Annotated in this window: 15 protein-coding genes; 8 read left to right on the top strand and 7 right to left on the bottom strand. The window is 43.7% G+C overall.

Annotated elements, in window-relative coordinates:
• Positions 1-185 precede the first annotated feature (185 nt).
• Positions 186-1,031, top strand: coding sequence for an Rpn family recombination-promoting nuclease/putative transposase (locus H6G83_RS09335; RefSeq protein ID WP_190470381.1), 846 nt, complete (start codon positions 186-188; stop codon positions 1,029-1,031).
• Between the two features lie 84 nt (positions 1,032-1,115).
• Positions 1,116-1,337, top strand: coding sequence for an RpnC/YadD family protein (locus H6G83_RS09330; protein WP_190470378.1), 222 nt, complete (start codon positions 1,116-1,118; stop codon positions 1,335-1,337).
• Positions 1,338-1,388: 51 nt separating this feature from the next.
• On the opposite strand, the gene asnS is transcribed toward H6G83_RS09330, so the two are convergent.
• Positions 1,389-2,780 (bottom strand): asparagine--tRNA ligase, encoded by a 1,392-nt coding sequence (gene asnS / locus H6G83_RS09325; protein WP_190470375.1) that lies wholly within the window; start codon positions 2,778-2,780, stop codon positions 1,389-1,391.
• Between the two features lie 2 nt (positions 2,781-2,782).
• A complete protein-coding gene (locus H6G83_RS09320; RefSeq protein ID WP_190470373.1) occupies positions 2,783-3,148 on the bottom strand; it encodes a hypothetical protein in 366 nt (121 codons plus the stop codon).
• A gap of 47 nt (positions 3,149-3,195) precedes the next feature.
• Between H6G83_RS09320 and H6G83_RS09315 the strand changes: the two genes are divergently transcribed.
• Complete coding sequence (locus tag H6G83_RS09315; protein ID WP_190470370.1) at positions 3,196-3,492, top strand: DUF6439 family protein; 297 nt, start codon at positions 3,196-3,198, stop codon at positions 3,490-3,492.
• 54 nt (positions 3,493-3,546) lie between these two features.
• Here H6G83_RS09315 and H6G83_RS09310 read toward each other — a convergent pair whose 3' ends face one another.
• The gene (locus H6G83_RS09310; RefSeq protein WP_190470367.1) at positions 3,547-3,996 is read right to left on the bottom strand and encodes an ATP-binding protein; all 450 of its coding nucleotides are present in this window, start codon (positions 3,994-3,996) and stop codon (positions 3,547-3,549) included.
• A 406-nt stretch (positions 3,997-4,402) separates the two neighbouring features.
• Positions 4,403-5,785, bottom strand: a complete 1,383-nt coding sequence (rlmD, locus tag H6G83_RS09305; RefSeq protein ID WP_190470363.1) for a 23S rRNA (uracil(1939)-C(5))-methyltransferase RlmD — start codon at positions 5,783-5,785, stop codon at positions 4,403-4,405.
• Between the two features lie 188 nt (positions 5,786-5,973).
• Between rlmD and H6G83_RS09300 the strand changes: the two genes are divergently transcribed.
• A complete protein-coding gene (locus H6G83_RS09300) occupies positions 5,974-6,459 on the top strand; it encodes an allophycocyanin subunit alpha-B (protein WP_190470360.1) in 486 nt (161 codons plus the stop codon).
• Between the two features lie 563 nt (positions 6,460-7,022).
• Positions 7,023-7,382: a hypothetical protein gene (locus H6G83_RS09295; RefSeq protein WP_190470357.1), complete on the top strand. Its 360-nt coding sequence runs from the start codon at positions 7,023-7,025 to the stop codon at positions 7,380-7,382.
• 47 nt (positions 7,383-7,429) lie between these two features.
• Here H6G83_RS09295 and H6G83_RS09290 read toward each other — a convergent pair whose 3' ends face one another.
• Entirely contained in the window at positions 7,430-7,588 is a 159-nt protein-coding gene (locus H6G83_RS09290; protein ID WP_190470354.1) for a hypothetical protein, read from the bottom strand.
• A gap of 6 nt (positions 7,589-7,594) precedes the next feature.
• Here H6G83_RS09290 and purL point away from each other — a divergent pair, with 6 nt between their 5' ends.
• The 3 genes from purL to purF all read left to right on the top strand — a co-directional run bounded on the left by purL (position 7,595) and on the right by purF (position 11,836).
• Complete coding sequence (gene purL, locus H6G83_RS09285; RefSeq protein WP_190470351.1) at positions 7,595-10,003, top strand: phosphoribosylformylglycinamidine synthase subunit PurL; 2,409 nt, start codon at positions 7,595-7,597, stop codon at positions 10,001-10,003.
• A 202-nt stretch (positions 10,004-10,205) separates the two neighbouring features.
• Positions 10,206-10,340, top strand: coding sequence for a hypothetical protein (locus tag H6G83_RS35855; RefSeq protein WP_277876300.1), 135 nt, complete (start codon positions 10,206-10,208; stop codon positions 10,338-10,340).
• Entirely contained in the window at positions 10,337-11,836 is a 1,500-nt protein-coding gene (purF, locus tag H6G83_RS09280; protein ID WP_190470347.1) for an amidophosphoribosyltransferase, read from the top strand. Before H6G83_RS35855 ends, purF begins: the two co-directional genes overlap by 4 nt.
• A 281-nt stretch (positions 11,837-12,117) precedes the next feature.
• Here purF and H6G83_RS09275 read toward each other — a convergent pair whose 3' ends face one another.
• Complete coding sequence (locus tag H6G83_RS09275; RefSeq protein ID WP_190470343.1) at positions 12,118-12,966, bottom strand: class I SAM-dependent methyltransferase; 849 nt, start codon at positions 12,964-12,966, stop codon at positions 12,118-12,120.
• A 275-nt stretch (positions 12,967-13,241) separates the two neighbouring features.
• A complete protein-coding gene (locus H6G83_RS09270) occupies positions 13,242-13,991 on the bottom strand; it encodes a DevA family ABC transporter ATP-binding protein (protein WP_190470340.1) in 750 nt (249 codons plus the stop codon).
• Between the last annotated feature and the right edge of the window lie 151 nt (positions 13,992-14,142).

Here is a 14,142-nt window from a genome sequence, read left to right as displayed (position 1 = left end):
AGGAAAATCTAAAACTAGAAGATTGCCAATTTCTAACTCCAAGCAGCACTAAAAACAATTGCTTGACTCAGTGATACAGTGAATTGCTGGTAAATGAGGTACAGATATAAATTAAATTGTAAAATTCTTGTGGGGTGGGCATCTTGCCCGCCCTGATTATACCATTTTATTTCTTAAACCTCTCCATGTATGACAACATCTGCAAATTCATTGCTGAAAACTTTAAAGACGACTTAGCCACATGGTTACTAGGTTCACCCATTAAATTAACAGAACTAAGCCCTACAGAATTATCAAACGAACCGATTCGCGCTGACTCGCTAATACTATTACAATCAGATGACTTAGTTCTGCATACCGAATTTCAAACCGACCCAGACGAAGATATGCCTTTTCGGATGCTAGATTATCGGGTGAGGGGGTATCGGCGCTTTCCTAACAAACAAATGCGTCAAATAGTCATCTATTTGCGAAAAACAGCTTCACCATTAATTACTAAAAACGATTTTAGGTTAGAGAAAACTTACCATGAGTTTGAAGTGATACGTCTCTGGGAACAACCCACAGAAAGGTTTTTGACGGTTCCCGGCTTATTACCCTTTGCCGTTCTCAGTCAAACGAAAGACCCTACAATGGTATTAACCCAAGTAGCAGAAGCGGTCGAAGCAATTACAGACCAACGGCTACAAAGTAATATAGCAGCCGCCAGCGCAGTTTTAGCAGGTATTCTCTTACAGAAGGATGTAATTAGCAGAATTTTAAGGAGCGAGATTATGCGCGAGTCAGTGATTTATCAAGAAATTTTACAAGAAGGTAGAGCCGAAGGTAGAGCCGAAGGTAGAGCCGAAGGTAGAGCCGAAGGTAGAGCCGAAGGTAAAGCCGAAGGTAGAGCCGAAGCTAAAGCAGAGACAACAAGACAGTTAGCTGTAAATTTGCTACGAGTTGGTATGAGTTTAGAGCAAATTGCTCAAGTTACTGAATTATCTCTTGAGCAAGTCCAGGCTTTACAAAGGGAGATTCAAGAATCTTAAATTTAACTAAACAATAAAACCCGCGTTGGCGGGTTTTGTTGTCTTAATGAAAGATGTGTTAACAGAATCTTAGGAAGCGAGATTATGCGCGAGTCAGTGATTTATCAAGCAATTTTACAGGAAGGTAGAGCCGAAGGTAGAGCCGAAGGTAGAGCCAAAGGTAGAGCCGAAGGTAAAGCAGAGATAACAAGAAAGGTAGCTGTAAATTTGCTGCGAATTGGTATGAGTTTGAAGCAAATTGCTCAAGTTACTGAATTATCTCTTGAGCAAGTCCAGGCTTTACAAAGGGAGATTGAAAGTTTGTAGTAAGGACTTTAGTCCTCAAGAAAAGGCTAAAGCCTTTACTACGAACTGCAACTAAAACTCGGCGTTTTGTGGTGTGCGGGGGAAGGGGATCACATCACGAATATTACCCATACCTGTCATAAATTGTACGAGTCTTTCAAAGCCTAAGCCGAAACCAGCGTGGGGGACTGTACCATAGCGGCGTAAATCGAGATACCACCACAAATCTTCCGGTTTCATCCCTTGCGCGACTACACGGCGTTCCAGCACATCTAACCTTTCTTCCCGTTGGGAACCGCCGATGATTTCCCCAATTTTTGGTGCAAGGATATCCATTGCGCGGACGGTTTTTTCATCATCATTCAAGCGCATATAGAAGGCTTTTATCTGCGCTGGATAATCGGTAACAATGACTGGCTTTTTAAATAGTTGTTCGGCTAAATAACGTTCGTGTTCTGATTGTAAATCTAAGCCCCAACTTACAGGATATTCAAACTTGAAATCGGCTTTTTCTAATAGTTTGATGGCATCTGTGTAAGTCAAACGCTCAAATTGATTGTTAACTATATTCTCGGCTGTTGCCAATACTGTATCATCAATGCGTTGGTTGAAAAATTCCATGTCTTCGGGGCATTTTTCCAACACAAAGTTAAAGATGTATTTGAGAAACGCCTCAGCTAAATCCATATCACCTTCTAAGTCACAGAAGGCCATTTCTGGTTCCACCATCCAAAATTCTGCTAGGTGGCGGGAGGTGTTGGAGTTTTCTGCACGGAAGGTAGGGCCGAAGGTGTAGACGTTGCTAAACGCCATCGCCATGACTTCGGCTTCTAGTTGTCCACTTACGGTTAGGTAGGTGGGTTTGGCGAAGAAGTCTTGACTGTAATCAATCTCTTGGTTTTCTGTGCGGGGAACGTTTTTTAAATTCAAGCTGGTGACGCTGAATAGTTCCCCTGCGCCTTCGCAGTCGCTAGCGGTGATAATGGGGGTGTGTACCCACAAAAAGCCCCTTTCTTGGAAGAATTGGTGAATGGCGGCGGAACAGGCGTTTCTGACGCGGAAAACTGCACCGAAGGAATTGGTGCGCGATCGCAAATGTCCAATTGTGCGTAAAAATTCAAAAGAGTGGCGTTTCTTTTGCAAGGGATAAGTTTCGGGATCAGCTTCACCGTAGACTTTCACTGTCTCGGCTTGCAATTCAATACGCTGTCCTTTTCCTTGGGAAGCCACCAACACGCCAGCCACCTCCACTGACGCACCTGTATTAATCTGTTTAATTATCGCTTCGTAGTCTGGCAAATCCTGATTGATGACAGCTTGCAAATTCGCTAGGGATGAGCCATCATTAACCTCAATAAATGCAAACCCTTTAAGTTCACGCTTCGTTCTCACCCAGCCTTGAACTACCAGAGACTCATCAGGTTGACCATTCCGTAATATTTCTGCAATCCGTCGATTTACCATAGTTAACCAGCACAGGACTTTAATATCCAGCCTATAATAACGCCCATTCCACCAAAGCGGACGGCTTGCCAGAAAGGTTTTTTCAGGCTACGCCAAGAAAACAACTGGCTTTCTAAATTTAGTTCTAGCATTTCCAGTTGCTGTTTGATTTGCCGTAATTCCGCTTTTATCTCCGGGGTCTGATATTTATTTTGCTCTAATTCTTGACGGCGTTGTTGCCATTGTGCCTGTTGGGTGCGATCGCGCGTTACTTGATCATACCTTTGTTTGAGAGCAAATAGCGATCGCTCCACTTGGGCTAATTCCTCGGCAAAATCCGCTTCTGGATTATTTTCTGGCGGCTGGGATGATTTTTTAGGCGGCTTCATTTACAAGTAGTAAAGTATAAGGTAGATGTAACTGCCAATAGTTATTTATGTCTCAACCTAGCCAACTTTCTCAAACCACGCAACTTAATGAATTTAGCGACTTGGAACTAGCCCAAGCCCTCATGGAAAGGCTAAGTATCTCGCCTAACGATTGGCATCGCCTCAAGTCTAACCGCAATTCTCGCGCTAGTGAACAATTAGCCGCCGCTATGGTATTTTTGCTCAAAAACCAACCCCAAGAAGCTCTTGCTAGACTAGAACAAGCTGTTGGTTGGTTAAATCGTTCTATCTCCGCCCCTCCTTGTCCTTCTCATGGTGATAAGGGACAGGGGACTAAGGAATAGGGACTAGGAAATTCTCACTCAATACCCAGTCCCCAAACCCCAAACCCCAGTCCCCTACCTCCGCAAGGACAAGCGGGGGCGGTTTTCCATTTGTTTACACAATCTTAATTCTGTGCCTTTGCGGTTCCACTCCACTTGGTCAAAAATTTGGTGCAGAAGGCACATTCCCCGACCGTTTTCTGACTCATCGGGTGGTAAATAGTCTGTGGGATCTTCAGTATGATTAGTTGTCGGGTTAAAGCCCTCACCTTGGTCGGAAATCACCCACCAATACTGATTATCTATGAGGGAAAAACGAACTACAACTGTTTTGCTAGGATCAAGATTATTGCCATGTTTAGCTGCGTTTACCAGGGCTTCTTGCAGCCCTAACCGCAGTTCGGCTTGTAACTTGGCGGGGATTTCCGCCAACAGTAAATCTAGTATAGGACAAAGATAGAGGGTTGAGGCAAAACTAATAGTACCCCAATAACGTCCAACTGGACGGAGCGAAATAGTTATCACGAGAGAAACCCCATAGCTTTCAGTTAGCTAGACATCAGTTTGCTTATACAGGCACCCTGATAAAGATGGAGGTGGTCATGCTGCCTTCAAACTTGCGTCTTTATTACTAAGTTTTGAAAATGCTGGGGAGCATTAACTCTACTTGTGAGGTTTGATTGTCGATACATAAAGCGGCTTGGGAAAGTTTGCTAGTGCAGTTAGCTAAAGGAAAAATTTAATATTGACGAGGGTTTTTACTCCTCTTTATATTGCCGATTAGTATTTTTAACAATCTCATTCACTTAGGAATAGAGTTATGCAACTTTAGTAGTTTTAACAAAATCATTTTTATTTTTAGGTTAATTCTATTTTAGCATTTCTACTATGCAATAGACTACAAATTTGAATTGAAATTTTTTCTTAAGGACTAAGTATCCATAAGCGACTGGGATAAGGTAAGAAATGCAGCAGCTTCCACATGGGCTGTTTGCGGGAAAAAATCGGCGGGTTGGATGCGTTGAATAGTATATAGGCCATCTTCACAAAGTAGTTTCAGGTCACGAGCAAGAGTGGCTACTTTACAGCTGACGTAAACAATGCGGGCGGGTTTCGAGGCTAATAAAGATTCGATGACAATGCGATCGCACCCTTTACGCGGCGGGTCTAGTATGACCACATCAGGTATTATTCCCATTTTTGGCAGTAATTTCTCAACTGCCCCGACTTGAAATTGCACATTGTTAATGCCATTGTGTTGTGCATTGAAAATTGCCTGTTCTACGGCTTGGGCTTGTAATTCCAATCCTATAGCTTGGTGTACATATCTAGTTAAAGGTAAGGTTAAGGTTCCAATCCCACAGTAAGCATCTACGAGAGTTTCATGACCTTGCAGATTAAGTTCTGCTTGAATTACTTCTAATAGCGCCTCGGCTGTTTCTGTAAAGACTTGGAAAAATGTATCAGGACGGACTTGAAATTCCAACCCAGCAAAAATTTCTCGCAGATAAGCAACCCCAGCAATACAACGGGTTTCTCTGCCAAAAATTGCATTGGTGCGTTCAGGATTACAATTTAAAGACACTCCCACCAACTGGGGATAACGTTGCAACCATTGCTGCGCTTGTGCTTCAATTCCCGGTAAATTCCAGTCCTTAACCACCAAAGTCAACAAAATTTCCCCTGTGCGCCGTCCAATACGTAACCCCAGATGGCGAATTTGTCCTTTGTGGCGATTTTCATCGTAAATAGACCAGCCACGCTGTTGGATATCTTGCTTAATTTCTGCCAAGAAAGGATTTAAGCGGGGATCTTGGACTGGACATTGATTTAAGTTCACTAAATGATGGCTACCTTTTTGGTAGTAACCTGCTTGCACTTGACCTGTAGCGGAGATATGCAAAGGATAGGTAGCCTTATTACGATAGCCCAAAGCCGAGTCAGCCACCAATACCGGGTCTACAGGAGGCGCAGCAAAACCTCCGATACGTTGTAAAGCTTGGATAACTTGATGGCGTTTAGCAACCAGTTGATAATCATAATCAATATGTTGCCACTGACAACCGCCGCATTTATCCGCCACAATACAAGCCGGACGAATGCGGTGTGGCGATGCTTCTAATAGCTGATGCAGTTTACCGTGGGCATATTTAGGTTTAACTTGTACCAAGCGTACCATCACGCGATCGCCCGGTACAGTATCAGGAACAAACACCACCCGTTCCTCAAACCGTCCCACCCCATCACCAGTATCACTCAAGTCGCTAATAGCAACCTCAATTAATTCACCCTGAAGCCAAGTAGATTTAGTCATTAGTCAGTTATCAGTTATCAGTTATCAGTTATCAGTTGACAGTTATCAGTTATCAGTTGACAGTTGTCAGGTTATTTCCACACTGTTCACTGTTCACTGATAACTGTTCACTGTTCACTGTCCCCCTTCCCCTCTGTACCTCCAAGTCGTTAAACTAGCAAATAATATTTCGCGTGATTTAAATAATCATGACTGTAATTAGCCAAGTTATTCTCAAAGCCGACGACGAACTGCGTTATCCCAGCAGTGGCGAACTCAAGAGTATCAGAGAATTTTTACAAACCGGGGTACAAAGAACCCGGATCGCTGCTACCCTAGCAGAGAACGAAAAGAAAATCGTTCAGGAAGCAACCAAGCAACTTTGGCAGAAGCGTCCTGATTTTATCGCACCTGGTGGTAACGCTTACGGCGAACGCCAACGCGCGTTGTGCATCCGTGACTTTGGTTGGTACTTACGTCTAATCACTTACGGAGTACTAGCTGGAGATGTTGAACCAATTGAAAAAATTGGCATCATCGGTGTGCGGGAAATGTACAATTCTTTGGGCGTTCCTGTACCCGGAATGGTAGAAGCCATCAATTCTCTCAAAAAAGCCTCTCTTGACTTATTAAGTTCAGAAGATGCCACCGCAGCCGCACCTTACTTTGATTACATCATTCAAGCAATGTCTTAGTCAAAAGTTTGTGCTATTTCAAGGGGTACTTCTGGTTTATTCTGTTGAGTGTTAGGTAATAACCTCATATATCCATAAGATTCTCTTTTGATCATAACGTCCCTATATCTGGTAGTGACTCTGGCAAGCTCTCCATGTCAAGTTACTAACCGGATGTGGGGAAATTTTATTTGGATAGTTGTCAGTTATCAGTTGTCAGTTATCAGTTGTCAGGTGACAGTTGACCAAGCAAAGACTTCTCCCTTTCCCCCTTTCCCCCTTCCCCTTCCCCCCAAACAAAAAGCCGACAGTCCTTCGCAAAGGCTGTCGGCAATTAGTGTGTTCCCTATTAATGACTCGGCTAGAGTTCAGTAATAACTAAATATTTTCATTTACTAGATTTCACGTAAGCGATCTTAATCATCCGGCTAAGTGATTGTTGTCACATATTTTTTCTTACTAACGTGTATCTACTAAAAGTTTTATTTTCCCCTTAAAGGATAATACAGATTATTCAATAAGAAACTGTAGCTTAAGATACAAAGTCTAAATATTTATACAAATTGTAAAATTATAGAAGCGAAATGTTCCTACAAGCCATTTATCCTACAGCTAGTGTTATTATTTTAGGCTCTGCCTTTGGATATGTTTTTGCGCCAGGGCATCAAGTCATTGCTGACAGCACGGTTACAGCCTCCAAGACTATGGGGATCAGTTATAGCGCTAAATCTTCTAAACCAACCACTAAAACTGCTGTAATTTATATTGAAGGAGAAAAAACTGCGATCGCTCTCCGACTCTACGAAGAATACAAGGATTTATTCACTACCTATTTCCCTGATCAGGATTTTTTCCCAGAAGGCGTTAGTTCCGATGAGGGAACAGGGGTGCGGTTTATCGCTAATTTCGGTGGAGTGAGAAATAACAATGCTTATGTCAATTAGGGGTGTAGGCGATGAGGGAGAATAATATTGTTTGATTACTCAACTTGCTAACTTTCTTCCCCATCTCCCCCCACTCCCTCATCTCCCTCATCTCCCCCATCTCCCCCCACTTCCCCCACTCCCTCATCTCCCCCCAGTCCCCAAAAAACAATTAACACGCGATCGCCCCGAAATCGATACAATAATTCTCTGTCCTGTTGGTGCATTTTTCCATGACTGCCACATCACCTACACCATTTTCCCCCCAAGAAATCGCTGCTGAAGGCATCAAACCCGAAGAATACGCAGAAATTGTGCGACGCTTAGGCCGTCATCCTAACAAAGCTGAACTGGGAATGTTTGGGGTGATGTGGTCAGAACACTGCTGCTACAAAAACTCCCGTCCCTTACTTAAGCAATTCCCCACAACTGGCCCCCGCATTCTGGTAGGGCCTGGGGAAAATGCTGGAGTTGTCGATTTAGGTGAAGGTCTACAACTAGCATTTAAGATTGAGTCTCATAACCACCCCTCAGCCGTTGAACCTTTCCAAGGGGCTGCTACAGGGGTGGGTGGTATTCTCAGAGATATTTTTACAATGGGTGCGCGTCCCATTGCTTTGTTAAACTCTCTCCGCTTCGGTTCCCTAGAAGACCCCAAAACCCAAAGGTTATTTTCTGGCGTAGTTACGGGGATATCGCATTATGGTAATAGCGTTGGTGTGCCGACAGTAGGCGGTGAAGTATACTTTGACCCCGCCTATTCAGGAAATCCTCTAGTAAATGTCATGGCTTTGGGATTGATGGAAACCCCGGAAATCGTCAAATCTGGGGCATCTGGTATAGGAAATCCTGTATTATATGTAGGTTCCACCACCGGACGCGATGGTATGGGCGGGGCTAGTTTTGCCAGTGCAGAATTAACTGATGAGTCAATGGATGACCGTCCAGCCGTGCAAGTAGGCGACCCCTTTTTAGAGAAGTCTTTAATTGAAGCTTGTTTAGAAGCATTTAAAACAGGTGCAGTGGTCGCTGCCCAAGATATGGGTGCGGCGGGGATCACCTGTTCTACCTCCGAGATGGCGGCTAAAGGTGGTGTGGGGATCGAATTAGATTTAGATAAGATTCCTGTACGGGAAACGGGGATGGTTCCCTACGAATATTTACTGTCAGAATCTCAAGAAAGAATGCTGTTTGTTGCCCACAAAGGGCGGGAACAAGAATTAATTGATATTTTCCACCGTTGGGGGTTACAGGCTGTTGTCGCTGGTACAGTCATAGCCGAACCTATCGTCAGAATTTTCTTCCAGGGTGCAGTCGCTGCGGAAATTCCGGCTGATGCTTTGGCAGAAAACACCCCACTGTATGAGCGTGAGTTACTGGCAGAACCACCAGAATATGCTCGTCAAGCTTGGGAATGGTCTTCGGATTCTTTACCTAGTTGTACAACTGCGGGGATAGAAATTCAAGGAAATGTGCAAAGTTGGCATGATATTCTGTTAACTTTGCTGAATACACCCACGATCGCCTCGAAAAATTGGGTATACCGTCAGTATGACCACCAAGTCCAAAATAACACGGTTGTCTTTCCTGGTGGGGCAGATGCGGCGATAGTTCGTTTACGTCCCCTGGAGGAAATTCAAAATTCAAAATTCTCTCTTGAAAAGTTCAGATCGGCGGAAGCCGCCGCTCCGACTTTTCGCAAAATTCAAAATGCTAACTCAGGTGTGGCGGCTACTGTTGATTGTAATTCTCGTTACGTTTACCTTGATCCCTATGAGGGAGCTAAGGCAGTAGTGGCAGAAGCAGCCCGGAATCTTAGTTGTGTGGGTGCAGAACCTTTGGCGGTGACAGATAACCTCAATTTTGGCAGTCCCGAAAAACCTATCGGTTACTGGCAATTGTCAGAAGCTTGTCGCGGTTTGGCGGAAGGTTGTCGAGAATTGTCCACCCCAGTAACTGGTGGGAATGTCTCTTTATACAACGAAACTGTTGATGCTCAAGGCAACCCCCAACCAATTTACCCGACTCCCGTTGTGGGGATGGTGGGGTTAATTCCCGACTTAACAAAAATTTGCGGTCAAGGTTGGCAAGCTGTGGGTGATGTGATTTACCTTTTGGGCGCATCTGCAACCAGTTTAGGCGCATCTGAATATTTAGCAACGATACACAGCACCATAGCAGGTAGACCAATACGGATAGATTTTGAGTTAGAACGTCTAGTGCAGAAAGTTTGCCGTGATGGTATCCGTGCTGGTTGGATACGTTCAGCCCATGACTGTGCTGAAGGGGGTTTGGCCGTGGCTTTAGCCGAATCTTGTTTGGCTGGTAACTTGGGGGCGGAAATTCATCTAGAAATTCCCCCAACTAGCTTATCCCGGTTAGATGAATTGCTGTTTGGTGAAGGTGGGGCCAGAATTTTAGTCTCTGTAGCTGCAACAGAACAAGAAACTTGGGAATCATATCTACAGGAACATCTAGGCCAAGATTGGCAAAAATTAGGCATGGTTGGAAATACCGATACAGGTTTGACGGTTTTAACCACTGATAACCAAACCTTAATCCGCGCTAGGATCGAAGATATGAACGATCGCTATCAAAATGCGATCGCCCGACGCTTGGCCATATCGAACACTACCACCTGAAAGGTAGGGGAGATGAGGGGATGACGGGAAATTATTTAATTTTGAATTTTGAATTGATTCGTCCCCAATTTTCCCAAATCAATAGAATCTTTAAGCACAATTAAGGTACTGTGTTAATGGATAGTTAAAGATATATTAAGGAAAGTTCGCAACTGTCCCTAGACGTAATCCCAGTGACCTAATAATTTCTGATTCGTAATTCATGAGCAACTTGCCACCATTCATTGGTGGAAAACGAAAATCTTGTTTCTCGACTTCCCGCCCCGTAACTAATCGGGGTGTAAAAATTACGAATGATTTTGACTTGACACCCCCACCAGGAGCAAAGCTAGCATGATTCCCATTGATTCCGTCACTTCGGATGAATACTCCAATCAGACTAACAACCCAAGCCATAGTCAAGAAAATCGCCCCGACAAGCCAGAAGAAGCTTGCGGCGTTTTTGGCATTTATGCCCCAGGAGAAGATGTTGCTAAGTTAACTTACTTTGGATTGTACGCCCTGCAACATCGGGGTCAAGAATCAGCTGGCATTGCCACGTTTGCGGGAACGACAGTACACTTGCACAAAGACATGGGCTTGGTGTCGCAAGTGTTTAACGAGGCGATTTTGCAAGAGTTGCCCGGTGATATGGGCATTGGTCATACACGTTACTCTACTACAGGGTCTAGCCGTAAAGTGAATGCCCAGCCTGCTGTACTAGATACTCGCTTAGGGAAGATTGCATTAGCACATAATGGTAATTTAGTCAATACTGTACAATTGCGAGAAGAGTTACTAGAAAGTAATTGCAATCTAGTGACCACCACAGATTCAGAAATGATTGCATTTGCGATCGCCGAAGCAGTGGATGCGGGTGCAGATTGGTTAGACGGTGCGATTCAGGCATTCCATCGTTGCCAAGGAGCCTTTAGTTTAGTTATCGGTACACCTGTAGGTATGATGGGTGTGCGCGATCCTAACGGCATTCGTCCTCTGGTAATCGGCACATTACCTAGTAACCCAGTCCGTTATGTATTGTCCTCGGAAACTTGCGGTTTAGATATTATTGGTGCTGAATACCTGCGTGATGTAGAACCCGGTGAAGTCGTGTGGATCACTGAAGAAGGTCTAGCTTCTTACCACTGGAGTCAAAAACCCCAGCGCAAACTATGTATTTTCGAGATGATTTACTTTGCTCGTCCCGATAGCCAAATGCACAACGAGAGCTTATACAGCTATCGGATGCGTTTAGGAAGACAACTAGCAGCCGAGTCTTTTGTAGAAGCGGATATTGTGTTTGGTGTACCAGACTCTGGTATTCCTGCGGCTATTGGATTTTCCCAAGCATCGGGAATTGCCTATGGTGAAGGGTTGATTAAAAATCGCTACGTTGGGCGTACCTTCATTCAGCCAACCCAAACCATGCGCGAGTCGGGTATTAAGATGAAACTCAACCCGCTCAAAGATGTATTAGCGGGTAAGAGGGTAGTTATAGTTGATGACTCGATTGTGCGGGGGACTACTAGCCGCAAACTAGTGAAAGCCTTACGTGATGCTGGTGCGGCGGAAGTACATATGCGAATTTCTTCCCCACCTGTCACTCATCCTTGTTTCTACGGTATTGATACTGATTCTCAGGATCAGCTAATTGCTGCAACCAAATCAGTAGAAGAAATTGCCAAGCAGCTAGAAGTTGATAGCCTTGCATACCTGAGTTGGGATGGAATGTTAGAAGCCACAGGAGAAGACAAGAATAGTTTCTGTTCCGCCTGTTTTACGGGGAATTATCCTGTTACCATTCCTGAGCAAGTCAAGCGTTCTAAGTTGATTTTGGAAAAAGCTGGAGTTTAAGGATGAAGTGCTGGGGAGGAATCAATTTAACAGTCAACAGTCAACAGTCAACAGTTATCAGTTAAATACGAAAGTGAAACGCCACACCAATTGGTGGAAGGCATTTGTGGCGCTTGTTTATCCCCCACCATACGCCCTGGCTGACTGATAACTGATAACTGATAACTGATTTAAAGAATTTCTCCCCTATCTTCTTACGTTGCTCAAGGTCGCCTTTATGAGCTTTACTTCTATGATGTTGTCGCTAATGACAGCTTCGCTAGATCCACCTCTTAAAGCAGTTACTTCAGCACTTCTAGTTGCATCGCCGTGTATGCAAAAACACTATCTGGGTTATGCTTAATAGAGTTTAACTCTTGCTTCACCGCTTCTAGTAGATGCGTTGTAATTCTCTTTTCAGAGAGTAATGCTGGGGCGGCACTCATGAAGAGGCCAGTCCAATAATCGACAAAAAGTTCTCGTTCTTTAGTGTCCTGAATTCTAGCATCTAAGTGGACAGGGACATAACGTAATTTAGGTTCACAAAAGCCTGCTTTTAAGGCTAAGTTGCACAGTTTTATTCCCACGTTCGGTTCGCCCTTCAACTCTGTTTGGTAGTGATTGAAAATTCTCCAGTAGGATTCAACCGATGGACAGAAAGGATAGATGTATAAACTAGTATTAAACACTTCAGTGCAGTAAAGGTGACTACCTAGCTGCATTACCCGCTTGATTTCTTTAAGAATTGCAACTGGATCTGGCGTATGCTCAAGCACAAAGAAAATAACAGCACCATTAAAAGTGTCATTGGCAAAGGGAAGTTCTCTACCCTCCCCAATATGTAACGACACACGATCAGAGTCAATATGGGGCTTAAGAAATTCACATGCACGTTTAATCTGGCGTTCAGAAATATCAATACCTGTAATTTTCAAATTCGGATAACGACTTAAAAGCACTTCCATTTGCGCTCCGACTCCGCACCCTACTTCCAAGATGTGGCTGCACGTTGAAAAATCAATGTGATCATAAATATAGGGTTCAAGAAATCTGCTTTGTGTCATGAGGCGGTTTTGCTCAGTTTCACTGAAGCTATGGATATATCCGCCTGTGTTTCTCTTTTCGGATAGTGTCAATTCAGTTCGTAACATTAGTTTCAATTTTTAGACTTCGTAATTAAATGTTATAGTTAGTAATTACGCAAGTGTCATATTTTTCGCAAAAATCCAAATAAAATATAACCTAAAATGGGCTTTTTGGTGCGATAAGTTTTGTCTGCAAAATTAGGATTAAGTGGAATACCTTCGATGTATGAAGTGCGTACAGATAGAGTAGCTGGCAAGAACATGAACTAACAGTTGCTATTGCCTCTATTTCTTGGCATGAATTAGGGTTTGGTTGTTATCGTTTGCCCAATTCTCAGAAGCTAGTGCATTCGAGCTGCAATATCTACATCATCACTCTTCAGCTGACCATCTTCCATATATATAATGCGATCGGCAATATCTAAAATCCGATTGTCATGGGTAACTAGCAATATTGTACAGCCTTGCTCTTTGGCTAACTTCTGCATCAATTCCACCACATCGCGTCCTGATTTTTTGTCTAGTGCGGCTGTAGGTTCGTCTGCTAGAACAATTTTAGGATGGCTGACGAGGGCGCGAGCGATCGCCACCCGTTGTTTTTGTCCCCCAGAAAGATTTTCGGGATAGTAATTGACTCTCTCTCCTAAACCAACAGTTTCTAACATGGCGATCGCTTTAGCGTCGATGTCTTGATTGAGATACTCATCATGCAGTTCCAGAGACATCCGCACATTTTCTTTCGCTGTTAGAAAAGTCATCAAATTATGCGCCTGAAATATATAACCAATCTGACGGCGTAATTTAGTTAACTTCTGTTTTTTGGCTCCACAAATTTCTTCCCCCAAAATTTTCAAACTCCCTTCTTGAGCAGAACGCAAGCCACCCATCAGAGTTAATAAGGTAGTTTTTCCTGAGCCAGAAGGCCCCGTCATAATCACAATTTCACCAGCATTAATTTGTAAATTAATATCAAATAATACTTGTTTCCGCAGCGAACCAGCACCAAAGTAATGATTAAGATTACTAACAGAAATTACAGGCTCTAAAGCAGTAGATTGGGGGCTAGCGGGTGGGATAAATTCTTGTAACATAATTAGGGATTGGGGATTGGGGACTGGGGACTGGGGGGAGCAGGGGAGCAGAGGAGAAAAACTAATGACTATGGACTGTGGACTGTTGACTATGGACGGTTGACTATGGACGGTTGACTATGGACGGTTGACTATGGACTGTTGACTATGG

The organism is Anabaena azotica FACHB-119, assembly GCF_014697625.1.
In the GTDB taxonomy this organism is placed as follows: domain Bacteria; phylum Cyanobacteriota; class Cyanobacteriia; order Cyanobacteriales; family Nostocaceae; genus Trichormus; species Trichormus azoticus_A.
This window is presented reverse-complemented; position numbering and strand designations above follow the sequence as displayed.

Excerpts from the sequence above, each read along its gene's own strand:
- H6G83_RS09335 (WP_190470381.1), top strand. The coding sequence starts at position 186 with ATGTATGACAACATCTGCAAATTCATTGCTGAAAACTTTAAAGACGAC.
- H6G83_RS09330 (WP_190470378.1), top strand. The coding sequence starts at position 1,116 with ATGCGCGAGTCAGTGATTTATCAAGCAATTTTACAGGAAGGTAGAGCC.
- asnS (WP_190470375.1), bottom strand. The coding sequence starts at position 2,780 with ATGGTAAATCGACGGATTGCAGAAATATTACGGAATGGTCAACCTGAT.
- H6G83_RS09320 (WP_190470373.1), bottom strand. The coding sequence starts at position 3,148 with ATGAAGCCGCCTAAAAAATCATCCCAGCCGCCAGAAAATAATCCAGAA.
- H6G83_RS09315 (WP_190470370.1), top strand. The coding sequence starts at position 3,196 with ATGTCTCAACCTAGCCAACTTTCTCAAACCACGCAACTTAATGAATTT.
- rlmD (WP_190470363.1), bottom strand. The coding sequence starts at position 5,785 with ATGACTAAATCTACTTGGCTTCAGGGTGAATTAATTGAGGTTGCTATT.
- H6G83_RS09300 (WP_190470360.1), top strand. The coding sequence starts at position 5,974 with ATGACTGTAATTAGCCAAGTTATTCTCAAAGCCGACGACGAACTGCGT.
- H6G83_RS09295 (WP_190470357.1), top strand. The coding sequence starts at position 7,023 with ATGTTCCTACAAGCCATTTATCCTACAGCTAGTGTTATTATTTTAGGC.
- H6G83_RS09290 (WP_190470354.1), bottom strand. The coding sequence starts at position 7,588 with ATGCACCAACAGGACAGAGAATTATTGTATCGATTTCGGGGCGATCGC.
- purL (WP_190470351.1), top strand. The coding sequence starts at position 7,595 with ATGACTGCCACATCACCTACACCATTTTCCCCCCAAGAAATCGCTGCT.
- H6G83_RS35855 (WP_277876300.1), top strand. The coding sequence starts at position 10,206 with ATGAGCAACTTGCCACCATTCATTGGTGGAAAACGAAAATCTTGTTTC.
- purF (WP_190470347.1), top strand. The coding sequence starts at position 10,337 with ATGATTCCCATTGATTCCGTCACTTCGGATGAATACTCCAATCAGACT.
- H6G83_RS09275 (WP_190470343.1), bottom strand. The coding sequence starts at position 12,966 with ATGTTACGAACTGAATTGACACTATCCGAAAAGAGAAACACAGGCGGA.
- H6G83_RS09270 (WP_190470340.1), bottom strand. The coding sequence starts at position 13,991 with ATGTTACAAGAATTTATCCCACCCGCTAGCCCCCAATCTACTGCTTTA.